Raw genomic sequence first — 22,435 nt, 5'->3', positions numbered from 1 at the left:
CTTCGGGTACCAATATCAGCGTTACATTACCTAAAGTGTGAGAACGAATATGTTTGGATTTCTGCGCTCAACAACGTCAAAGAGTGATGTTCTAACAGATGATGAAGTCAATCAGAGTTATCGCTACTGGCGTCTTCACATCATGATAGGTATGTATGTCGGCTATGCGGGTTTTTACTTCACTCGTAAAACCTTTAATTACGCCGCGCCTGCTATGATCACCGATCTTGGTTTGGACAAAGGCGATATCGGCTTAATTGGCACGCTATTTTATCTTTCTTATGGCTTATCGAAATTTATCTCAGGCACGATATCGGATCGGTCGAACCCTCGTTACTTCATGGGGCTTGGCCTAATCGCGACTGGTCTGATAAACATCGCGTTTGGCTTTTCGAGTTCGTTAGCGGCTTTTATCTCGCTATGGGTTCTGAATGCATGGTTCCAAGGTTGGGGCTGGCCATCGTGTTCCAAGTTATTGACGACTTGGTATTCTCGCTCCGAAAGAGGCTTTCGCTGGGCAATCTGGAATACAGCACACAACGTTGGCGGGGCGCTTATCCCTATTCTTGTGGGTTATCTAACGCTGCAGTTCAGTTGGCGAGCTGGGTTTATCTGGCCGGGTGTGATTGGTGTTTTTATCGGTCTTATCGTTTGCTGGCGCTTACGTGACAAGCCCACCACCATGGGACTGCCGACGGTAGGAAAGTGGCGTAATGATCACCTAGAATTAGCGCAAGAGAGCCATGGGCAAGGGTTAAGCTATCGAGAGATCCTGAAAACCTATGTGTTCAGCAATAAGTACATTTGGTTACTCGCCTTTAGCTATGTGTTGGTTTACATCGTAAGAACGGCAGTTAACGACTGGGGCAATTTATACCTCACCGAAGAACACGATTACAGTTTGATAAACGCCAACGCTGCGTTGTCTCTGTTCGAGATAGGAGGTTTTGTTGGTTCACTTGTTGCTGGGTGGGGATCGGATAGGTTATTTGGTGGTAACCGTGGCCCGATGAACATCCTGTTTGCGATTGGCATTTTCCTTTCGGTATCGGCTTTATGGCTTATGCCTTTAACCAACTTTGTGTTTCAGGCGGCTGGGCTGTTTTGTGTAGGCTTTTTTGTTTTTGGCCCTCAAATGCTCATTGGTATGGCGGCGGCTGAATGTTCGCATAAAGACTCTGCCGGGGCGGCTACAGGTTTTGTTGGCTTGTTTGCTTACATGGGAGCGGCACTTTCTGGTTACCCACTGGCGCTCGTTCTAGAAACTTACGGTTGGAGTGGGTTCTTCATTACCATCTCGACTTGTGCAGCCGTTATTGGCTTGCTACTACTGCCTTTCCTACAAGCTCAATCACCTCAGAAAAGTGCAGAGGTTCGCTCTGGTTTTTAAGGGGCTTCTTCGTTAATAAGATAGCTGCTAATAGCCCTCTGGTTGTTGTGCAGCTATCCTACCTTCAGCGTTTTTTATACATAGCAATCAAATGTGACTCTTTTCACGCTTTTCATCGATCTCACCTGTTTCTAAGAATTTTTCCTATTGCGTCTAAGACCTCATCTCATGTGGGTTCTAGCTGCTCTCTGTAGTCTTTCTAATTATTTACGTTATTAGAATCAGCTCTCTGAATTGTGTTCAAAGGGCTCACTACGGAAAACGCCATGTCACTCAGCCACTTCTCAGAACACTCATTTTTCCCAATGGAAAACACCATCCAAAATTATGCATGGGGGAGCATTTCTTCGATACGTGAACTGTTTGGCTTTAAGAATGAGTCACAAGAGCCGCAAGCGGAAGTTTGGATGGGAGCGCATCCGAAGGGTTGCTCAATGGTTAAGCTTGACCAACATTTGGTGCCTCTATCTGAGCTGATTAACAAGAATAAACCCGCTTATTTATCTACTGATATTGCGCAGGAGTTCGGTGAACTGCCGTTCTTATTTAAGATCTTGGCAGCAGAAAAAGCGCTATCTGTTCAGGTTCACCCAAACAAGCAGCAAGCAGAAGTTGGCTTTGCAAGAGAAGAGCAAGCAAGAATTCCTCTGACTGCAGGGCATCGTAATTACAAAGACTCTAACCACAAACCTGAATTGGTTTACGCGATCACTGAATACCAAGCGATGAATGGCTTTCGAGAATTCGATGAAATATTAGGGTTGTTCAGAAAGTTGTATTCGAGCGAGTTGGCTGGTTTGGTTGAAGAGTTTGGTAACAATCTTGATTCTCTAGGCTTAGAAGCGTTTTTTCGTGATCTGTTAACTCTAGATGACCAACGTAAACACCGAGCATTAGAGCAACTTCTGACTTACGCAGCGTCTCATCAAGACCAAGCTGAGTTTGCTTTGGTTACTGAGCTTAGCCACCAGTACCCGAACGATATCGGTCTGTTTTGTGTTCTGCTGCTTAACTTGATCACGCTAAAGCCAGGTGAAGCGATGTATTTGAATGCAAACACTCCGCATGCATACATTAAGGGAACGGGGCTCGAGATCATGGCAAATTCAGACAACGTGCTACGTGCTGGTTTAACGCCAAAACACATAGATGTCCCTGAATTAGTGGCGTGTACAGAGTTTTCGCCAATCGCGTTTGATCGCTTGTTGTTGGCGCCCTCCAAGCTGGGGCAATGTGATAGCTATGATATCCCGGTCAGTGATTTCAACTTCAATATCTTTCATTGCCCTCAGCAAGAAGAAGTCATCACAAGCGGTGCTGAGATTTTAATGGCAATCGATGATGATTTAACGTTAATGAGTCAGAAAGGTGAATACCTAACACTCACCAAAGGGCAATCGGTATTTATCCCAGCTTATATTGGTCATTACGAATTGAGCAGTAAAGGACGAGTGGCTAGAGCGTTTAATTAAGGGAATAGCTGTCGTCTAACATTAGAAAGCTTTCGGGCTTTGGCTATGCGGTAAAGTCTTAGAGATATTAGTAAGAATGAACATTTCATAACAACAAGAGCGCTTCGAATCAGGAAACAAATGTTTTCATAGGTTGACTAATAAATACAGGCTGAAACAATAAGCTAAATTTATAGAAGTGTGTTGATCTAAGGAAATTTGATGAGCTCTTATTCTCACGTTCGCAGTTATGCCAGTTTATTCAGTGTCTTATCGTTGGCGCTCACATCAGCTCCGAGTGCGGCTGATATATCAACAACGCCCGTCATTGGTGGCGTTTTTAGCTCCAGTGAAGTGTTTAAAAATGAGGTGCTTTCAAGCCTAAGTTATTCTGCCAAACTCACTCGTGATGCGGCTCTTTTCACGATTGGTGGCGTTACATTAGATGCGTATATTCTCGCTCTCCCTTTAGATCTCAAAACCAAAGCTCGAGTCGTTGCTCAGTTATCTAACCCGACGTACTCAATTCCTCTGGGTTATTTTCTCTATAGTTATTACGACCGCTATTCAGGCTTGGGCAGTGAAGATGTGTTCAAATCTTACTTGTCGACGGTTTATGATAAGCAGGCGCTAAAGGGCTTTGAACATAGCCTTTATCATGTTGGAGATAAGCCAACCTCAGATCATCACGAGCCAGATACCTCGACTGAAGCAACGGGACATCATGAAGGTATTCGTATCGATGAACAGTTCATTGCCAACATGGTGGTTATCTACGATGCGTTATTCGAAATTGGTGTTTGGCAGGATATGGACACGCTCCCTGCGAATTACACATACTTAACCAATAGCCCTGAAGATCTAGCGATCATCGCTCAGATTCAACCGATCATTGTTGATTTGATCGGTAAAGCGGCAATGGGAATAGATGACGGCGACATGAAGTCTGCAATGTTGGCGATTGCAGAAGATGGTAAACCAGAAAACGCTGATAAGCCGAATAACAAAGCACAAGCTCTTACCATCACGCTTATTGATTTTGTGCGCTTAAACTTGCTGAAAGCCTACCGACAGTTTGTGTTTAAAGAAGAACGTGCAGAAGCGCTCGATGATTGGATGCAGCAAGCGTTCAGTGACCAGCCTGATGCGCTCATTCAGTTCTTAGAATCCCAACAGAACAAACGTTTTGCGGTCCAAGTGACTGTCGATGGTTTACAACAAGGATTGATTGAGGGGTTGGTCGATGAAGATTCACCTTTCATTTCGGTCGCTTATCAGAACCATAAAAACCGAGCGCAATATAAACCTCAGTTAGAAGAGGTCATTGAGCCAGAACATCAACAGCAGGTGAAGTTCATAGAAGTCCTGTCTGAACAAACCTACCGTGATCCGAATTACCTTCCGTTCTTCAAAAAACTCTATCAAGAGAATCGAAATAATATAAGCCGAGTGGGTATCTCTTCGACTCCAACAATCAGTGTGCGCAACCTACCGATCATTAAAACGGGCGCAAAAGTGTCTGGTAATGGTGGTACGGGTATCCCTAATTTTCATTTTGTCGATCGAGAGATCGACCGAGCTTATTACTTCTTCGGCAATGATGCCCTGCAGTTGGATGTGTTGATGGCGAACAACAAGGTGCAGACCATGTTTGATCGCCTTGATTACCTTAAAACGCTGAACTGCAACGCCCAATACGATTGGAATGCTCATACCACTTATGATGGGTTAGTGAACCTAGGCTTGGGTGAGTCACTGCGTGATTATGGTGAGAAACGTTGTGTGAAAGAGCTTCAAGAACGTTCAGAAGTCGAAGTGGTTTTGCAAGAAAAGCGTCAAGCCTTGATAGAAGATATTGAAGCGTACCAGTCTATATCTAGCTTTGATTTTTTCACTAAGTTTTCAAAGAGAACTCAGGTTAAACAGTCGATCACTCAGTTTGCCGAGTTAGATGGAAAAGGGATGCCAGACTACACCTTGGTTTATAACCCATGGCCGGATCACTTCGCACACTTTACCGGTCCTTTTAGTGACGAAATTCTGATGCCGACTGGAGAGCTCAACCGACTGGACTATTGGATTCGCCAGATTGAAGCGACCTACCGCAGTGCAGGCGTTTACGATAAAACGCTATGGGGCATGGCTGGGGATCATGGTTTAACGCCGGTGTTCTACGCGCTCAATCCCGAAAAGCAGGTATTTGAAGGCTTACAAGCAGAGCTAGAGTATCCAATTGTGGTTAAGAAAATATCTTCAGACGAGGGGGAAGGGCCTAAAATCACCAATGCTCTAAGCTATCCAAGCTCGAAGGAATTGGATGTGGTGGTCGCCTCTACTGCTGGTGGTAACTTTATGATGGACTTCTTTAATTCGGCTAAAGGGTGGCAGGTTCAGCCGGTTTACCAAGAACTCACGCAGTGGACTCCGATTGCTGCGCCAGCTGGTCAGGGTATCGATATTATTAATCAGATAGTGCAACGCTTGCCTGAAAGTCTTGATTATATGGTCTTGAGAGAAAGCACATGTGATCAACGACGCTGCACTGTTCGTGTGATTGGTAACCGTGATTTAGAGCGGGTCGATGAATTGATCACACGTGAAGGTGACAAGCTTTTTTATGAGTCGCTGAAGGGCAACCGAGCGCCGATTTTACTTGATACCCAAAGACTCAATCCATATCTCGCGTTGCCAAGCGAAGTTGATTTTGCGCGGTATTCTCGATTGGTAGAAAAGTGTATTAACCGAGCGGTCAAGGTGGATGTGACAACGTGGTGTAACAGTGCTGAGTGGACTGCACTAACGAAACCAACGCCTCGTCCAGATTCTGTGAACCAACTGGTCAATATCTACCTTGAAGATCGGGCTGGCACGGTTAACTTGTTCCCTAAAGCGGGAATTGGCTACAACACCAAGGTACCAGGGCGTCACGCTGGTGAGGATTACTTAGAAAAAGATGCCTTCATCGGATTCTGGGGAGCACCAATTGGTGATAATTCTCAGCAACTGAAAATCGAAGCTAACGGCTCTTTAGCGCCAACGCTGTTTGAGTATTTGACCGGAGAACCTGTGGTCGAAGGCGAGAGCGGTTGGGGTTTTCCGTCGTTGATTGAGAAATTAGATATTTCTACCGCGCGCTAAAGTTAATGCTCTCTATCTAGCATCTAAATAGATTATCTCTGTTAGCTAGGTTGAGAGCCATCCCCACAAAATCATCATCTGCTTCATCAACAACGTGATAGCCCAGTGATTGATAAAAGCTAATGGCACGAGTGTTACTTCTAAAGCTCGACAGAGTGACATGGCTTAGTTGCTCTTCCATGGTTCTTTTATGTATGAGAGCCATGACTTGCTTGCCAAGCGAACGGCCTTGGTATTGAGGGAAAATGATCAGCAGATGAATATGGTATGCGTTGTCATAAGGCTTAAAGCAGGCGAGTCCTACTCTTTTATTTTCGCGATATACCCAATGAAACCAAGAGGGATGGTATTCGTTTAAAAGTCGTTTGCGTTGGAAGTCGTCATCCCAACCGAAAACGTCATCTACGTGTATGAATATACCTTGTTTCACACACGCAAATAGTTCTTCGAACTCAGAGTTTGAAACAAGTCGGAGTTGTATATTCTCTTCTTTAATTGCCACTTTACTTCCTTATTAAACGCCTTTGAATAAGCAAACAGTAACATAACTGAAGAGGACGAATTAGCTTTTGATTTTACGATGTTATAAAACCAAAAAGCCACGCGTAGTGCGTGGCTTAAAATAGAGTTTTGGACTGATTTTTCTATACGATCTTAAGCGCGTGATGGCGCGTGAGCTGTTTGTGTAGCGAGTCTTTGAGCTCCATGCGTTCTACTTTGAGGTTGTGCATGCTGTCGTCATCGATAGGGCTGCCAGAGATTTCTAGCTGACGGATGTCGTAGTCGAGTTGGTGGTATTTCTGCATGTCTGCTTTGAATTTTTCGTCGTCGTGGTTGAGCTGAACAATGTCTAATTTAAGATCTGGGAAATCTAAGATAAAGGCATGGTTTTCATTGAGCATTGGCACTTCCTCTCTAGTCGAATTATTAACAGTATAGAAGTAATTTTTCGAAAGAAATGTGGTTCAAAACACAAAGCGGTAAAGCGATCAAAAAAGGGCACAAACTCGTGGGATCATCCTCGAACTTGCGCCCTTTTGTATGTATATAGCTAACTATTTATAGTTATATGTTTAGAACTATAAGAGTTTAAAGCAGAAAGTTTACTTTGCTTTCTTGCCAGAGCGTTGCTGCTCTTTGTGTGCAAGCTTCTCTTTTTTGCGTTGCTCGATAAGGTGAGCAGCTTCGCCGCCTACGTGGGTTTCGCCACGGGCATTCGACAGTTGAACTTGCTTTTCACGTTCACGGAAACGGGCTTTCTGCTCGTCGCTGTGCTTATCAATACACTTAGGGCAGCTTACGCCTTTCTCGAAGTGTTCAGAGGCTTTGTCTTCGTCTGTGATTGGCAGGCGACACGCGTTACACACATCGTAGCCGCTCTTTTCTAGCTGGTGGTTTACTGCAACACGACCATCAAATACGTAGCAGTCGCCTTCCCACATGCTCTCTTCTTCAGGTACTTCTTCTAGGTACTTAAGAATGCCGCCTTCAAGGTGGTAAACCTCATCAAAGCCTTGTTCTTTCATGTAGGCTGTTGATTTTTCGCAACGAATACCGCCAGTACAGAACATCGCGACTTTCTTGTGCTTTTTAGGATCAAGGTTGTCTTCAACGTACTGAGGGAATTCACGGAAGGTTTCTGTGTTTGGATTTACGGCATTTTTGAAGGTGCCGATGTCCACTTCGTAGTCGTTACGAGTATCAACCAGAATCACATCAGGATCAGAGATCAATGCGTTCCACTCGTTTGGTTTCACGTAAGTGCCGACAACATGGCGTGGGTCGATGCCCTCAACGCCCATGGTTACGATCTCTTTCTTAAGCTTAACCTTGGTGCGGTTGAATGGTTGTTCTTCGTTGAACGACTCTTTGTAAACAACATCAGCCAAGCGAGAATCTTGTTTGAACCATTGAAGAAGGGCGTCGATAGATTCGCGCTTACCTGCAACGGTACCGTTGATACCTTCACTCGCAAGTAACAAAGTACCGCGGATTTGGTTGGCTTCTAACACGTCAGTTAGTGGCTGGCGAATTTCTTGGTAATCATCAAGTGCTACGAATTTATACAGAGCACATACAACATATTGAAACATGGTTTTTCCTTTCTGCGAGCTGGAACGTAAATCCAGAGCGGTTGCCTGTTGTGATCAGAACTGAGTATTTCAACTTAGTTCTGTCTTGTTGGCTTATTAAAATCAGGCGCAGTATAACCAAGGCGGTGCGGGACAAAAACCAACCAAACGTAGGGCTATATAACATCATTTTTGGTGTGGTTTTAGGTGTGATGAAAAGGCCGTTATTTGATACGCAATTTTAGCTCTAATAAGCAGTGGTGCTTTGTTGTCTATTGAATACTTGGCTAGGAACTTATGTAGTATCTCATCTCAATGAGTTGGTGTTCTCCGACGATTTCTACTTCACGAATGAACTCAAAGCCAAACTTTTCATAGTAATCTTTTAGGTATTGATGGGCGTGGATTTCAATGACTTTGGCACCATATTCAGAGGCGTGTTTTAGAAGTGCGCTAACAATTTTAGACGCGATACCTGATCCTCGATAAGGTTGCAGAACAGCAACACGTGCCATGGTTGAGTGTCCTGATTCATCAATGTGCAAGCGTGCCGTCGCGACTAAATTATCTTCATCGGTGATGAGTGCATGATGTGAGACAGGATCGAGCCCATCAAGATCCAATATGTGCGGTATGCCTTGTTCAACAACGAATACTTGATGACGAATGGACTGTGCTTTCGTTATCAATTCTGGGTTGTTACCTACCACCAATTCCATTTCATTGCTCCATGCTGCTAACGAATGTTTTTAGAATCCCGCTATTTGTGAGGGGATGTACGCTTATGACTTACCTTTAAATTAAGGCTTTTGAATAGCTGCTTGTCTCTATATCGATGATCTCCACGGTCAGTGAAGCATTGGATAGTGGAAGAGCAAGTAATTGGTCCAAAATGGACTTGGAGAGCATCGCTTTAACGCTTTCGTTACGCCCAGACAAAATACGCACAGAGACATGCACGAAGTCTTCTTTTACTTCACCGGTTTGGTAATGCTGATAGGCAAGGCTGCGTACTTTGATGTCCTCTCCTGTTGGTGAGAACAACTGAGACTCCATCGCGCCGAGAAACACTTTTTGGTTGAGTTGCTGACTATCAATAGTGGATGAGTGTTCGATAATACAATGCGGCAAACTGACGTCCTTTCTGTGCTTTATGGAGACCTAAAATTAAGGCCAATGTGACTCTCTTGTTGAGAATGACATTGGCCTTTAATGCTGACTCGTGACAGCTTTCTCAGTAATAAGCCGATCAGGCAATCACCAAAGCGGCCAGTATTGTCAGCTATTACGCTTGGTTAAGTACTTCTGCTAAGCGTTTTACCGCTTCCGTCAATTCTTCTGGCTTGGCGTTGGTGAAGTTTAAGCGCAGTGCGGCTTTGGCTTCATCGGCCTTTGGATAGAATACTGGGCTTGGTACTACCGCTACACCATTCGATAGTAGAGTTTTAGCCAGTTCGAAGGTGTCACACTCTGGGATCTCAACCCAAATGAACATCCCGCCGTCTACCGCTTTCAGTACACAGTCAGCAGGCAGTTGTTTCTCTAGCTCTGAGAACAGCACCTCATAACGAGACTTGTACAGGGTGCGAATGTTTTCCATGTGTACGTTGAAGTCTTCATGTTTTAGAAGACCAACAAGCAGTGCTTGCATTGGTACACTTGAGTGTAAGTCAGCGCCTTGCTTCACTTTGATCAGTGGTTCAAGGTAGCTGCGTTTTCCTGTTACTGCGCCAATACGTAAACCTGGCGATGCAATCTTAGAGAATGAACGAAGAACGATAGAGTTATCAGGGCAGAACGAAGAAACCAACGGCAGTTCTGTACCTGTGAAACGTAGCTCACGGTATGGCGCATCTTCAATGAATGCCACGTTGTATTTGATACACAGCTCAGCCACTTTTTGACGAGTTTCTGTTGTCCAGCACACGCCGGTTGGGTTGTGGAAATCAGGCACGGCATAGAACATTTTCGGTGATTGCTGTGCAAAGCACGTTTCCAGTTCATCTAGGTTCGGGCCAAATTCAGTTTGAGACACGGTCGCAATGTTTGCTTGAACTAGGCCAAACACCTGCATCGCACCTAAGTAACTTGGCGCTTCCATCACAACTACATCACCTGGGTCAACATACGCGCGCGCAATCAAATCCAAACCTTGCTGAGAGCCAGTACAAATCATTGCCGTGTGAGTCTCTGGCAATTGGTAGCTTTGTGTTAGGTGGTCAAGCAACGGGCCGTAACCGGCAGTAGAACCGTATTGGAAAACTTCAGGCATGTTCGCTAGGTTTTCTAGCGTTGGCTTCATTAAATCGATAGGGAATGTCTTCTCATCCGGTAAACCACCGGCCAATGAGATGACATTTGGATCACTTGCGGCTGCGAGGATCTCTCGAATGTATGAAGATTGAATCTGTTGTAATGACTGTGCGATTTCCATGTGTTGTGTCTCGTCGTTTATCGTTTTTATTCTATCGCTTGATATTACACGGCAATTGTAAAAACTAGCGTGTCCGTTTATGCTCTTAAACATGTCCATTTATGCTATTTAAACGATGTCACGTCAACACATATCGCGAATCAATGATGTCTTGTTCCATATTCACCAAGACATCAGTCAGCCTTTGTCTGCCAAAGAGTTATCTGAGATAGCGGCCTATTCAGAACAGCACTTTCATCGCACCTTCAAAAGTGTGGTCGGGGAGTCGTTGCATCAATATATCCGACGAACTCGAATGGAGTATGCAGCCAACCAATTGATGTTTGATACTAGTTCGTCTGTGGTTGAGATCGCGCATAAATGTGGCTTTAGTTCTGTGTCTTCGTTTAGTCGAGCATTTAAAGCGACCTTTAATATGTCGCCCGGAGAATGGCGTAAACACGATTTACAAGTAGCAGAAAAACCCTATTTGAAAGATCCCGAAGTGGCGGCGGGCTATTTGAATGTGGCGCAGCGAGTATTGCCCGAACCCAAGATCGTTGAAGTGCCTGAACGCATGGCGGCCTATGTTCGACATACGGGTTATAACCGCTCTATTCGTAATGCGTGGTTGATATTGAAAGCGTGGGCGAATTCCGAACAGCGTGATTTTTCGAGCCAATTTGGTTTGCATCACTCAAACCCTGCTTGGGTTGAAATGGATCAGTGTCGTTATGTCGCGTGTATCGCGATTGATGAGCCGATTAAGTATCGTAGTGTCGTGAACCAGATGGTGATTCCGGGTGGTTTACATGCCGTATTTCGATTGAATGGCCGCTACGGCGAGCTGCTACCACAGATCAGTATGGTGTTAGAAAAGTGGCTACCTACATCTGGCTTTAAACAGCGATCGACTCCTGCGTATGTGCATTATCATCAGAATCACTTTCTTAATAGTGATGAAATATTCGAACTCGATTTCTACCTTCCCGTGAGTTTTTACTGAGCCTTTACTAGGCTAACCATTGAGTTGGCTCAGTAATTGGTTTTGTTGAGTTTTGTCGAGCGTGATTTTACTCATTTGTTGTGGCTAATTTGCTCGCTCAATGACAGAAAGGCGTCTTATGTTGATGGTGCGATGGGAGAGAAGCTTGTTGATAAACGACTCTAAGTAAATGATGACAACGTACGGATTAAACGATAGCATCCCGCTCTAATTGCAAATAGTTCTTAATATCACTCGCTAGAATATATGACCATTACCCACAAAGATTATCTGAAAATTGCCTTCCCTTTCATCATCTCAACGATGACACAGCCTCTACTAGGTGCGGTAGATACTGCTGTTATCGGCCAACTTGGTATTGCTGAACTGATTGGTGGCGTGGCGATCGGCACCATCATTATGAACACCATGTATTGGTTATTTGGCTTTTTCCGTGTCAGTACCACGGGGCAAAGTGCGATGGCACTGGGTAAGGGAAACCGCTCTGATTTGGCGGGTAGCTTGATGCGTCCGTTTGTGCTGTCTGGTTTGGTGGGCTTGATCTTTATCTTGATACAACCACTCATCTGGCAAGGCGCAATGTGGGTGATTGAGCCTGAAGCCAATGTGGCCGAGCACGCGCATATCTATTTTAGTGTTTTGATTTATGGTGCGCCTTTCGTGTTGCTTAACTACACCATTATTGGTTGGTTAATGGGGCAGGCGAAAGCCAAAGAAGTTCTTTATACACAAGTGTTTGGTAACGTGTTGAACATTGTCTTGGATGCGGTGTTTGTACTTTATTTCGATTTGGGCGTCGCAGGTGTGGCTTACGCCAGTTTGATTGCACAAGTTACCACCTTTGCGATTGGTGTGACCTTGGTGATGAAGACCAGTAATATCTCGGTCTCTGAGTTCCTGCAAGGCTCGAAGATGACCAAGAAAGACCTATCGACAATCATCTCATCGAATACTGATTTATTGCTTCGCACCATTTGTATCTTGGTGTTCTTCAACATGATGGCGCGTACTGGCTCTAAACTGGGTACGGATGTTCTAGCGGCTAACGCGATCTTGATGCAGGTGACCTTCATAGTCAGCTATATGTTTGACGGCATTGCCAACGCATCGAGTGTGTTTGCAGGTAAGGCGGTAGGTCAGAAGAACCCTTCAATGTTGGATCGCGTATTAAGGCTTAACTTCCAATGGACGGCAGGTTTTATTGCTGCGCTGACGTTGTTGACCTTGGTATTTAAAGACAGCATTGTTTTCTTGTTTACCGATATTCCAGCGCTAGTCGCTCTATATCAAGAGATGGCTCCATGGCTAATCGTGTTCCCGCTAGTGGCTGGCTTTGGCTTAACGGTTTACGGCATCTTTACCGGAACCGGAACCACGCGTCCGGTTAGAGACTCAAGCATCGCGACTTTGTTGGTATTTTTAGCGGTACAGGCATTCACCATCGATATGTGGGGTAATCATGGCCTATGGTTGGCGTTCACCTTGTTTTATCTTGGACGTATTGCCTTCTTGTATCCGTTCATCGCACAAGTTAAGCAGAAGTGTTACCCAGTCGAAGATGCCGCTCAGGGTGCCATTAACTAAGTAACCTAATCACCACCTGTAATACTTTATGAAAGCGCTTTACTATTTTTACACGATAAATTTAGAGAGCGCTTTTTTGTATGTAATGACTCACTATAACTGGTCAATAAAATTGTAAGTAAAATGCGATACAGTTCAATGTCCGCTTTTCATCATGTCGGCTAAATGATAGAGTTGTTATGTTATAACATCTATATATGAGTATCTGCGTGAACGCCCCACTTTTGTCTGTTGACCATCTAACGATCAAAACCTCTTCGAGAATCCTTTTCCAAGATATCCACTTCGATGTTTATCGAGGTGAGCTGTTGGCGATCATGGGTCCTTCAGGTATTGGTAAGTCGATGCTTTCTCGCGCTATTGCGGGGTTTCTGCCAGAGACGGTTGAAGTTGAAGGTCATATTTCTCTATCTGGTGAAGCGGTGTGTGGTTTACCGATGTTGCAAAGAACTGCAGCACAGCGCCCCGCAGTTATCTTCCAAGATGCGCTTCAAGCGTTAAACCCTCTGGTTTCAATAGAAGGCCAACTCTGCCTTGCCTTGACGGGAACTCGCACCAAGCTTAAATCAAATGACAAAATCAAAATTACCGAGTTGCTGATTCAACTTGGTTTTCCTAATCCAGAAACCATCTTGCCGTTGTACCCGAGCCAAATTTCGGGTGGGCAACGCCAACGTGTGTGTATTGCGATTGGCTTGCTGAGTAACTCCGATATTATCATCGCCGATGAACCAACCAGTGCGTTAGATCCGGTGACAGAGCAAGAGATACTTAAGCTGATTCGACACAATGTTAAACAGCGTCAAATTGGTGGTTTACTCATCACCCATGACCTGCATAGCGCGTTGGAGTGTGACAAGCTGTTAGTCATCGATGATGGCGGTGTGGTGGCTTACGGTGCACCGAAACATGCACTTGAGTCGAGCTCTCACGCTTTCTGCTGTTCATTGAGAGACTTAATCGAATGAGCTCGACCTTAACACTAAACTCAGAAGCCTCGCCATTAATGCCAGTGACTGATTCAGAAACACAAACATCGACAGAGATTAAGTTCGACAATGTGAGTGTTCACTACTATTCCGTACCAAGTTGGTTGGGTGGTAAAGCGTTCAAAGCGCTACAGAACATAGACCTTAATGTTGAAGACAAAAGCCTAGCAATTGTTGGGCGTTCTGGTGCCGGTAAATCAACGTTAATTGAACTGCTATTTGGCCTTAAAGCGCCAACCGTTGGTCAAATAAACTTGTTCGGTTATTCGCTCCCAATTCGCGATAGCAAAGCGCAAGCAACGGTGTGTCGGCTGATTCAATTGGTGCCACAAGAGCCCCACACTAGCCTCAACCCTTACTATACCGTTCGACAGATCTTAGCCGAACCGTTAAGCAACTTAGATGTTTCGGGTAATCATGAAGCCATCATTGAAGAGGCGCTTTCAGACGTTGGATTGCCTGCCAGTTTGCTCTTACTGAAACCTAATCAGCTTTCTACAGGTCAAGCTCAACGTGTGGCTATTGCTCGGGCTCTTGTCGTTAGACCCGCAGTGCTGGTGGCCGATGAACCTACTGCCAGCCTTGACCCTGTGAATCGTCAAAGGTTGTTGGACTTGGTTGATTCATTGAAAAAGAAGCGCGATATGCGCCTTATTTTGGTTACCCACGATTTAGGTGCTGCAAAAGCCCTTTGTGAAGAAATACTGGTACTCGACCATGGTGAAATGGTGGAGCACGGACCGACCGATCAAGTGATGAGTAAACCTGCTCATCCTGCGACTCAGATGCTGATCGAGTCTCAGCCTCTTTCGAAATCTACTTGTTAACACAACCTTATTTATTGACGAAATACATCTTATTAAAAAATACAGCTACAGAGAAAAATAACTATGCGTTTTAATTCAATCAAACTGGCTTGCGCACTTGCGTTGGCTCTGCCTTTGACGGGCTGTTTTGACTCTCAACCAGGGTCTAGCGATGCCGCAGTAAAATCTGAAATTCGAGTTGCGATGATGCAACCACCAAGAACCGGCTTATCGCCACTTTCTGATGACGCTTTTAAGTTATCTCGTTGGAGCACAGCAGAAACTCTGGTTAACCTGAGCCCAACCTCAGAAGCACAACCTATGTTGGCAACGGATTGGAAACATCTTGATCCTCTGACTTGGCAGTTCACGATTCGCCAAGGCGTTAAATTCCATGATGGTTCGACATTAACGGCAAACTCTGTAGTGAACTCTCTGCAAAAAGCGCTTGAAGCAGCACCTAAGCCGCGCATCTTAGATGGCGTAGAGCTAGAAGTGAAAGCGATGGACAACTACCGTATAGAGATTAAAATCAGCTTTGATGACCCTCTTTTACCAAGCCGTTTATCAAGCCCTCAATTAGCGATTCTTGCAGCAAGTGCTTATCAAGAAGATGGTCGTGTGAGTCCAATTGGCGTAGGCACTGGCCCGTTTGAGTTGACGGAAATTAACGGTACAACCAGCGCGAAACTGAAACGTTTTGACGGCTACTGGGGCGAAAAAGCGCAAGTAGAATCTGTAATTGCAGAATACGTTCCTAATGGTTTTGCTCGCGCTGCAGCGTTGAGAACCGGCACGGCTGACGTCGTTGAAGCGGTACCCGTTTCACAAATCGCGACCATTGATCCGAACCTACTTTACGAAGTGGCAATGCCTCGCACTAATACGCTTTACCTGAACAACAAGTCAGGCGTATTTAGCGATATTGAACTGCGTAAGGTAGCGGCAGCTGCAGTAGACCGTGAGCAGATCGTGAATACTGTTTATGAAAACCACGCGGATATCGCGCAAGGTCTATTAGGTCCTGCACTTGCTTGGGCTGAACCAATTCGACCTGAAGGTCCGGCAGTCGACAAAACGCTAAAAGCGAACGGCGAAAGCATTGTTATCGGTACCTTTACCGACCGTGCAGAGCTTCCAGAAGTGGCAGCGCTACTGAAGCAACAACTTGAAGCGGCTGGTTTCAAGGTTGAGCTGGATATTCGTGAATACGCTCAGATCGAGAACGATGCGCTATCTGGTAAGTTCGACGCGTTTATCCTTTCTCGTGCAACGGTTCTAGATTCGGGTGACCCAGTGGCTTACATGATGAGCGACTTTGGTTGTAAGGGTTCATTCAACCTTGGCCAGTTCTGTTCTCAAGAGGTAGATAAAGCACTGAATCACGCTGACCTACAACCGCTAGGTGCGCTGCGTCACCAAGCGATCATCGAAGCTGAACAAAAAATCCTTAACGATTTCGCGGCTATCCCGCTGCTTCACGAACGTGTGATTCAAGGTGAAAGTGAGCGTGTAAGCAATGTCGTTCGTGACCCAAGTGAACGTCGCTTGGTTGATCAAACGACACAAGTTAACCCGGCAACACAGGCTAACTAAATAAATGTTATCTGCTGAGACTCTGCGTCGAACTCTATTTATCTTGACGCCTTGGCTATCAAGAATCGCTTCACTGATTGTGGTGGTGATTCTTGTTGGTTTGATGCCTGACATTGCAGGCATCGATCCAAGCCAATCTATTCTGCGGGCTAGGGCGGGGCAACAACACCTGCTTACGCCTGAAGCTTTAGCGGCGGTACGTGCTGATCTTCAGCTGGATCGTTCAGCCATTGAGCGCCTGCTCGACTGGGTAGGAAGTGCTTTTTCAGGTGATCTAGGTGAATCATGGATTGATGGTTCCTCGGTTGCATTAAGCATTCAAAAAACAGCATCTACGTCTCTGTTTTTGATGTCTAGCGCACTTGTGATGACTTTCGTACTGTGTGGTGCAGGCTTACTTGCTACCTTACGCAGTTGGAAGAAGGGCAAACTGGGGCAGAGTTACAGCAGTTTAAGCACCGTATTAATATCGTTGCCAGAGTATGTGGTGGCCTCGGTATTAATACTGGTATTCTCAATCTGGTTAGGTTGGCTGCCACCATATGGTTGGCAAGGCTGGCAAGATATCTGGCTACCGAGTTTAGCGCTCGCACTGCCTGCAAGTGGCTTGTTTAGTCGCCTACTCAGAGACAGTTTACAACGCGTTCTTAACGAACCTTGGGTGATCACTTGGCTCAGTGCCAACGTTCACTCCAATCAAATTATTCGCTTTGCGCTAAAAAGAGCGTTGAGCAGTCTGATACCGCAAATCGCGATGATCGTGATTGGCTTAACTGGTGGCGCAGTCGCGGTTGAGCTTATCTTTTCGATCCCTGGTATCGGGCGCATGATTCTTGGTGCAGCCAAGGCGCAAGACTTACCAACGCTGCAAGGCGGCTTATTGATGTTGCTGCTATTTTCAATTGCCGTGAGCAGCATGAGTTTGTTTGTTCAGCAATTGATTCTTGGTCATAGCCTGAAAAGCGGCAAGCTCATTAGCAGCCACTCTTCGTTTCGTTTTACGCAGAACCGAGCTAAGCGTGTCACTGCTTTTGCGATCTTCTCTTTCCTAATTGCTATCGTTGTATGGGCAGCATTTCGTGACCCATACACTAGCCAGTTTGCACGTTTGGCATCACCTAGTTGGCAAGCGCCTTTGGGTGCGGATGGCATTGGCCGAGACCTACTGGCGAGAATTGGTTCTGGTATGGTTGCGACCTTCCAAGCCGGCATTTTGGCAACGTTCTTGAGCTTGGTGACGGGCATCATCATGGGTTTCAACACCCGCTTTAGCCAAGGCCTTATCGAGATCACCAAGGGGATCCCGTACATCATTGCAGGCTTACTTGTTGCAGGTTTAACGGGGATGAATCCGAACAGCGCATTAATCGCGATTGTATTGGTGTCGTGGGCGCCGCTAGCCGCGCACTGCTCAAGCTTGATCGTAGAAGCCAAGGCGCAACCTTATACGCACCTCGCGCCACTATGGGGCACCAGTAAGCTTAGAATCTTCCGTTTCTACTTACTTCCGTATGTGTTGCCACCGTTGTTAAGACACGCGATGTTGAGGCTACCGGTCATCACTTTAAGCCTGACCTCGCTGAGCTTCATCGGATTAGGGGCAAAGCCACCGACACCTGAATGGGGTTTGATGATCGCAGAGAACCTTCCATACATTGAGCGCGCGCCATTAGCAGTCATGGGGCCCATTGTTGGGCTGATCTTGTTGGGTGCAGCCATTAACATGATGTTTGATGACTAACGAAAAGACCCGGTCGCTGAGGTTTCTAAATTGACGATTCGATTGGGTATTCGATTTAGCATTTATGTTGTAACCTTAGCCCTGCTTTTTAGAGACGCTTTTTGATCGGCTCAAAAGTTAAACAGACCCTAGTTAAGTGTTAAGGATTCAACATGTATCTCGTTTTGTATTGCCACAATATTGGTATGACCGACTTTTCCTTCTTTGAAACGGAAGATTTCGATAAAGAAGATGGCTATATCGTGCGAGGTAAATGGCCGAACGAGAAAGCGTTCCGTGATTACTTAACCAAAGAGTTTGGTGACATGAACGAGTTCCAAGTGATCGACTTAATCGCTAAAGGTGCAGAGGCTGAACACTACTCGCCAGAAGAGTTGATGCGCTTAGCTCTCTAACTGTTAGCTTAGTAGCATGTTTGAAATCGAATAAACAAATGGCAGCCTGATTGGGCTGCCATTTTTCGTTTTAAGCTAGAGCACGTTACTCGCAGTATGAGTGGAGCTATTGCGCCACTTCGTCCACCAAGTACAGGATTGATTGATACGGAATACCACTGTGGTGTGATAAACCGATCTCACAGGTTCGGCTGTTACTAAAGCCACGAGTGCAGTTGCTCGGCACTTGTTCTTTGAGTGGATGTACCGCCGCCTCATTCAGCTCTGGTGTGGTGAAGCCTTTGTCACCTGCCCAACCACAACATTGAATATGCTCTGGAACGATGACCTCTTCGGTGCAGGCTTTAGCAAGGTTTAACATCGCACCTTCTAAACCCATTCGACGAGAGCTACAGGTCACATGCAGCATTACGGTTTCTTGCAGCGGCTTAAGTGTCAGGTGTTCCAGCAGGTATTGGTTCACAAATCCTGTTGGTTCTAGCACCTCTAATGGCTTGGTGAACTGTTCAATACTGCGTTTGGCACACGGACTGGTGTCCATCAGTACTGGGTATTCACCCTGACGACTGGCTTGCCATAGCACTTCTTCGAGTTGTTGCGCTTTCGATTGGGCTAAGTCGGTCATTCCTTTGCTGTCGTAAGGCATGCCGCAACATTGGTCGTCTAGCTTCTTCGGCAGAATTACCTCGAATCCCGCTTTGTTGAGCAAAGACATGGTCACTTCAGTAAGAGGGCGTTGGTCGCCCGCATCGCTTTGTTGTCCCATGGTTCGACTAGCACAAGAAGGGAGGTAGACCACCTTCTTATGATTGCTTGAAGATTCTGCCGTCACTGGTGATGAGGTTAGCGAGTGACTATTGGATTGTGGCATCTCTGGCATCCAAACCGGTGTCGCGCCTTTAGTCATTGAGCGTAAGCCGTTGGTTAGCTTGCCGACTGTATTTGCGCCTAGAACCTTATTCGCCACTTGATTGGTTTTTAGCCCAGCCTTGGTCAGTTTGGTGGTGGTCGAGAAGTGATCCGCTGTCCACTTAGCAATTGGCGTGAACTTTTCATATTTGGCGATACGAAGCTTCTTCACTAAATCGCCAGTGTTGATACCCACAGGGCAACGCTCGGCACACAGGCCTGTTGCAGCGCAGGTATCAATGCCTTGGTATTCAAATGTCTTCTCTAGCTCGCTTGCTTCTATCTCTTCACCTGCTTCTCGGCGGCGTTGCAGTTCTCGGTACAACACGATGCGTTGGCGAGGTGATAAGGTCAGTGTGCGAGACGGGCAGACTGGCTCACAGAATCCACACTCAATACAGCGGTCGACAAGGTCGTCGGCAGCAGGCATTGGCTTTAAGTCTGTGATGTGGGAATTTGGATTGTCGTTGATGATAACGCCGGGGTTGAGCAGCCTTTCTGGGTCGAACAATGCCTTGATCTGTTGCATCAATGCATAACCATCTTTGCCCCATTCCAACTCCACGTAGGGTGCCATGTTACGGCCCGTGCCGTGTTCCGCTTTTAAAGAGCCTTGGTATTTCACCGCGACTAGCTCGGCAACGTCGTCCATGAAACCGCCGTAACGGTCGATCTCTTCTTGGCTATCGAAGCCTTGGGTAAACACAAAGTGCAGGTTGCCTTCGAGTGCATGGCCGAAAATGATCGCCTCGCTGTAGTCGTATTTGTCGAACAGCTCTTGCAGCTCTCGAATGCCGTTAGCGAGGTTTTCAACAGGGAAAGCCACGTCTTCGATGATAACGGTTGTGCCAACTTCACGAACGGCCCCAACAGCAGGGAACATGCCTTTTCGAATGCCCCATAGGGTTGCGACTGTCTTCGGATCGGACGTGAAAGGGACTGATTCAACAATCGTGTATTCAGTCAATGCGTCCAAAATTGATTTACATTGTAAATCTAAGTCCTGCTGGGAGCTGGCGTGTGATTCAACCAAAATAGCCGCGGCTTCTAAATCCAAGTTCGGCATGAATGCAGGCATACCCGGTTTGTCAGCCACTGAACGTAGCGCTCTGCCGTCCATTAATTCCACAGCTGCAACTGGCGTTTTAGATAGCGTAGTCACGGCTTTACTTGCTTGTTCGATATCGGCAAACACCAACAGAGCCGATGCTTTGTTCGGATGTTCGATAACCGTGTTGTAGGTAATCTCTGCGATGAAGCCTAGCGTGCCTTCTGAACCAATCATCAGATGTTTGATTATCTCAATTGGGTCGTGATAATCAACTAGAGCATTGAGCGCGTAGCCGGTAGTGTTTTTAAGGCGATACTTATGGCGGATTCTGTCTGCGAGTTCTTGATTCGAACTGGTCTGTCTGTGTAAATCAACAATGCCTTCAAACAGCGCTTTGTGCGATTGCTTGAAAGCCTCAACGCTGGCGTTATCTGCGGTATCAAGCAGGGAACCATCACTAAATACGATTTTCATGCTCTCGACGGTGCGATAAGAGTTTTGCGCAGTACCACAACACATGCCGCTGGCGTTGTTCGCCGCTATACCACCGATTTTACAGGTGTTGATTGAGGCTGGATCTGGGCCGATTTTACGTTGGAAAGGGGCAAGGTATTTGTTGGCATCAGCGCCAATTACACCGGGTTGCAGGATGATTTGATTGCCGTTATCGACAATCTCGTGGCCGCGCCAGTCGTCGGTCAGGGTGATAAGTACCGAGTCTGAAACGGCTTGTCCTGAAAGGCTTGTACCCGCAGCGCGAAAGGTAAAATGAATGCCCAGTTCGCGACAGCTTTGAATGGTGAATATCACTTCGTCTAAGTTTTTCAGCCTTAGAACCATTTTCGGCACCAAGCGATAGAAACTCGCATCGGTGCCGTAAGCCAAGCGCTTTGCCTCTTGAGTGACAATGCGTTCTGTTTCTATTTTTTGAGCCAGTATCGCTTCAAGCTGCTGATAAGCTTGTGCGTCTACTACTCGCTCATGGGATATGTTTGTCTCCATCTTTGCTTCCTTGTGCTTCTTATTTGGCACTGGTTAGGGCGTGTTGACCTTTCGTGGTTAAATTTTGTTCGAATGGGGACGCCTAGTCAAAAGCGTTTTAATCGCGGCGAGGGAGAAGTAGCCTAGTCACTCTAAGCAAATCCCCCTCAACAAAGAGTAAAACGCCCAGCTCGAACCCTTCGGGCAGCGTTTGCTGGCCATTTCTACTACGTTATCGGCTTCTCATGTAGGCTAGCTACACATCGACGCCTCTGCCTTGTATAAATACCCAGCAACTCGCTGCAAAAATCAGCTCGAAAGATCAACACGCCCTAGTTTTTTATTTTATTTTCCAGTGCTTAAACGGTGTCACAACGGCAGTGGAATTGCTGTGACACCGATTGAACTTCAGTCTAAGTAGACCAAAGCATTAGTCTGAATCTGAATCTGAATCCGAACATGAACCTGAGTCGTGGCGGGTTAATCTAATCCCACCAAAGATTCACGAGTTAAGTCTTTGATTGTCTTGGCGCCTGTCAATGTCATCGCAACGCGCATCTCCTTGTCGTACAGATCGAGTAGGTTCTCAACACCTGCTTGTCCTTGTGCCGCTAACGCGTAGACGAATGAGCGGCCAAGCAAGGTGCAATCTGCGCCCATTGCCATCATACGGACCACATCTAAGCCAGTACGAATACCAGAGTCGACCAGAATCTTGGTATCGCCTTTTACTGCGTCTGCAATCGCAGGTAAGGCTTTGGCACTTGATAGAACACCATCAAGCTGACGACCGCCGTGGTTTGAAACTACGATACCGTCTGCGCCAAATCTCACGGCGTCTTTTGCATCTTCTTCATCAAGAATGCCTTTGATGACCATAGGGCCGTCCCAGAAATCACGGATCCACTCTAGA

Annotated in this window: 18 protein-coding genes; 10 read left to right on the top strand and 8 right to left on the bottom strand. The window is 46.1% G+C overall.

Going from position 1 to position 22,435, the window contains the following annotated elements; genetic code table 11:
- Window positions 1-49 precede the first annotated feature (49 nt).
- The 3 genes from IQQ51_RS11125 to IQQ51_RS11115 all read left to right on the top strand — a co-directional run bounded on the left by IQQ51_RS11125 (window position 50) and on the right by IQQ51_RS11115 (window position 5,979).
- Window positions 50-1,390 carry an MFS transporter gene (locus IQQ51_RS11125; RefSeq protein ID WP_193841093.1) on the top strand — a complete coding sequence of 447 codons (1,341 nt, stop codon included), beginning with the start codon at window positions 50-52 and terminating at the stop codon, window positions 1,388-1,390.
- A 266-nt stretch (window positions 1,391-1,656) separates the two neighbouring features.
- Window positions 1,657-2,862 carry a mannose-6-phosphate isomerase, class I gene (gene manA / locus IQQ51_RS11120; RefSeq protein WP_193841092.1) on the top strand — a complete coding sequence of 402 codons (1,206 nt, stop codon included), beginning with the start codon at window positions 1,657-1,659 and terminating at the stop codon, window positions 2,860-2,862.
- Between the two features lie 201 nt (window positions 2,863-3,063).
- Window positions 3,064-5,979, top strand: coding sequence for an alkaline phosphatase family protein (locus IQQ51_RS11115; RefSeq protein WP_193841091.1), 2,916 nt, complete (start codon window positions 3,064-3,066; stop codon window positions 5,977-5,979).
- A gap of 16 nt (window positions 5,980-5,995) precedes the next feature.
- On the opposite strand, the gene IQQ51_RS11110 is transcribed toward IQQ51_RS11115, so the two are convergent.
- From IQQ51_RS11110 to IQQ51_RS11085, 6 genes are all read right to left on the bottom strand, one after another.
- A complete protein-coding gene (locus IQQ51_RS11110; protein ID WP_322632749.1) occupies window positions 5,996-6,481 on the bottom strand; it encodes a GNAT family N-acetyltransferase in 486 nt (161 codons plus the stop codon).
- Window positions 6,482-6,623: 142 nt separating this feature from the next.
- A complete protein-coding gene (locus tag IQQ51_RS11105; protein WP_009846137.1) occupies window positions 6,624-6,881 on the bottom strand; it encodes a YdcH family protein in 258 nt (85 codons plus the stop codon).
- Window positions 6,882-7,082: 201 nt separating this feature from the next.
- Window positions 7,083-8,072: a rhodanese-related sulfurtransferase gene (locus IQQ51_RS11100; protein WP_193841090.1), complete on the bottom strand. Its 990-nt coding sequence runs from the start codon at window positions 8,070-8,072 to the stop codon at window positions 7,083-7,085.
- A 266-nt stretch (window positions 8,073-8,338) separates the two neighbouring features.
- Complete coding sequence (locus IQQ51_RS11095) at window positions 8,339-8,770, bottom strand: GNAT family N-acetyltransferase (protein ID WP_193841089.1); 432 nt, start codon at window positions 8,768-8,770, stop codon at window positions 8,339-8,341.
- Window positions 8,771-8,846: 76 nt separating this feature from the next.
- Window positions 8,847-9,182 (bottom strand): 5-carboxymethyl-2-hydroxymuconate Delta-isomerase, encoded by a 336-nt coding sequence (locus tag IQQ51_RS11090; RefSeq protein WP_050645905.1) that lies wholly within the window; start codon window positions 9,180-9,182, stop codon window positions 8,847-8,849.
- 154 nt (window positions 9,183-9,336) lie between these two features.
- Window positions 9,337-10,485 (bottom strand): PLP-dependent aminotransferase family protein, encoded by a 1,149-nt coding sequence (locus IQQ51_RS11085; protein ID WP_193841088.1) that lies wholly within the window; start codon window positions 10,483-10,485, stop codon window positions 9,337-9,339.
- Between the two features lie 115 nt (window positions 10,486-10,600).
- On the opposite strand from IQQ51_RS11085, the gene IQQ51_RS11080 reads away from it, so the two are divergent.
- The 7 genes from IQQ51_RS11080 (at window position 10,601) to IQQ51_RS11050 (ending at window position 18,581) form a co-directional block, all read left to right on the top strand.
- Window positions 10,601-11,470 carry an AraC family transcriptional regulator gene (locus IQQ51_RS11080; RefSeq protein ID WP_050620166.1) on the top strand — a complete coding sequence of 290 codons (870 nt, stop codon included), beginning with the start codon at window positions 10,601-10,603 and terminating at the stop codon, window positions 11,468-11,470.
- A gap of 246 nt (window positions 11,471-11,716) precedes the next feature.
- Window positions 11,717-13,054, top strand: coding sequence for an MATE family efflux transporter (locus tag IQQ51_RS11075; RefSeq protein WP_193841087.1), 1,338 nt, complete (start codon window positions 11,717-11,719; stop codon window positions 13,052-13,054).
- Window positions 13,055-13,263: 209 nt separating this feature from the next.
- Window positions 13,264-14,022 (top strand): ATP-binding cassette domain-containing protein, encoded by a 759-nt coding sequence (locus IQQ51_RS11070; protein WP_086969156.1) that lies wholly within the window; start codon window positions 13,264-13,266, stop codon window positions 14,020-14,022.
- Window positions 14,019-14,870, top strand: coding sequence for an ABC transporter ATP-binding protein (locus tag IQQ51_RS11065; RefSeq protein WP_193841086.1), 852 nt, complete (start codon window positions 14,019-14,021; stop codon window positions 14,868-14,870). Before IQQ51_RS11070 ends, IQQ51_RS11065 begins: the two co-directional genes overlap by 4 nt.
- Window positions 14,871-14,933: 63 nt before the next feature.
- On the top strand, window positions 14,934-16,445 hold the full coding sequence (locus tag IQQ51_RS11060) for an ABC transporter substrate-binding protein (RefSeq protein WP_193841085.1): 1,512 nt from the start codon (window positions 14,934-14,936) through the stop codon (window positions 16,443-16,445).
- A 4-nt stretch (window positions 16,446-16,449) separates the two neighbouring features.
- The gene (locus IQQ51_RS11055; RefSeq protein WP_193841084.1) at window positions 16,450-18,186 is read left to right on the top strand and encodes an ABC transporter permease subunit; all 1,737 of its coding nucleotides are present in this window, start codon (window positions 16,450-16,452) and stop codon (window positions 18,184-18,186) included.
- A gap of 152 nt (window positions 18,187-18,338) precedes the next feature.
- Entirely contained in the window at window positions 18,339-18,581 is a 243-nt protein-coding gene (locus IQQ51_RS11050) for a hypothetical protein (RefSeq protein WP_050647514.1), read from the top strand.
- A gap of 106 nt (window positions 18,582-18,687) precedes the next feature.
- Here IQQ51_RS11050 and IQQ51_RS11045 read toward each other — a convergent pair whose 3' ends face one another.
- Together IQQ51_RS11045 and IQQ51_RS26970 are read right to left on the bottom strand one after the other, a co-directional pair.
- Entirely contained in the window at window positions 18,688-21,543 is a 2,856-nt protein-coding gene (locus IQQ51_RS11045; protein WP_193841083.1) for an FAD-binding and (Fe-S)-binding domain-containing protein, read from the bottom strand.
- Between the two features lie 459 nt (window positions 21,544-22,002).
- The coding region (locus IQQ51_RS26970) for an alpha-hydroxy-acid oxidizing protein (protein WP_228012815.1) at window positions 22,003-22,435 on the bottom strand (433 nt) is incomplete at its 5' end.

Origin of the sequence: Vibrio sp. OPT18 (genome assembly GCF_015163615.1) — a bacterium.
In the GTDB taxonomy this organism is placed as follows: domain Bacteria; phylum Pseudomonadota; class Gammaproteobacteria; order Enterobacterales; family Vibrionaceae; genus Vibrio; species Vibrio coralliirubri.
Note: the sequence above shows the minus strand (reverse complement) of the source record. Positions and strands in the feature narration are given on the sequence as shown.

What these genes read in the sequence shown, in the direction of transcription:
- IQQ51_RS11125 (WP_193841093.1), top strand. Translation starts at nt 50, where the DNA reads ATGTTTGGATTTCTGCGCTCAACAACGTCAAAGAGTGATGTTCTAACA.
- manA (WP_193841092.1), top strand. Translation starts at nt 1,657, where the DNA reads ATGTCACTCAGCCACTTCTCAGAACACTCATTTTTCCCAATGGAAAAC.
- IQQ51_RS11115 (WP_193841091.1), top strand. Translation starts at nt 3,064, where the DNA reads ATGAGCTCTTATTCTCACGTTCGCAGTTATGCCAGTTTATTCAGTGTC.
- IQQ51_RS11105 (WP_009846137.1), bottom strand. Translation starts at nt 6,881, where the DNA reads ATGCTCAATGAAAACCATGCCTTTATCTTAGATTTCCCAGATCTTAAA.
- IQQ51_RS11100 (WP_193841090.1), bottom strand. Translation starts at nt 8,072, where the DNA reads ATGTTTCAATATGTTGTATGTGCTCTGTATAAATTCGTAGCACTTGAT.
- IQQ51_RS11095 (WP_193841089.1), bottom strand. Translation starts at nt 8,770, where the DNA reads ATGGAATTGGTGGTAGGTAACAACCCAGAATTGATAACGAAAGCACAG.
- IQQ51_RS11085 (WP_193841088.1), bottom strand. Translation starts at nt 10,485, where the DNA reads ATGGAAATCGCACAGTCATTACAACAGATTCAATCTTCATACATTCGA.
- IQQ51_RS11080 (WP_050620166.1), top strand. Translation starts at nt 10,601, where the DNA reads ATGTCACGTCAACACATATCGCGAATCAATGATGTCTTGTTCCATATT.
- IQQ51_RS11075 (WP_193841087.1), top strand. Translation starts at nt 11,717, where the DNA reads ATGACCATTACCCACAAAGATTATCTGAAAATTGCCTTCCCTTTCATC.
- IQQ51_RS11065 (WP_193841086.1), top strand. Translation starts at nt 14,019, where the DNA reads ATGAGCTCGACCTTAACACTAAACTCAGAAGCCTCGCCATTAATGCCA.
- IQQ51_RS11060 (WP_193841085.1), top strand. Translation starts at nt 14,934, where the DNA reads ATGCGTTTTAATTCAATCAAACTGGCTTGCGCACTTGCGTTGGCTCTG.
- IQQ51_RS11055 (WP_193841084.1), top strand. Translation starts at nt 16,450, where the DNA reads ATGTTATCTGCTGAGACTCTGCGTCGAACTCTATTTATCTTGACGCCT.
- IQQ51_RS11050 (WP_050647514.1), top strand. Translation starts at nt 18,339, where the DNA reads ATGTATCTCGTTTTGTATTGCCACAATATTGGTATGACCGACTTTTCC.
- IQQ51_RS11045 (WP_193841083.1), bottom strand. Translation starts at nt 21,543, where the DNA reads ATGGAGACAAACATATCCCATGAGCGAGTAGTAGACGCACAAGCTTAT.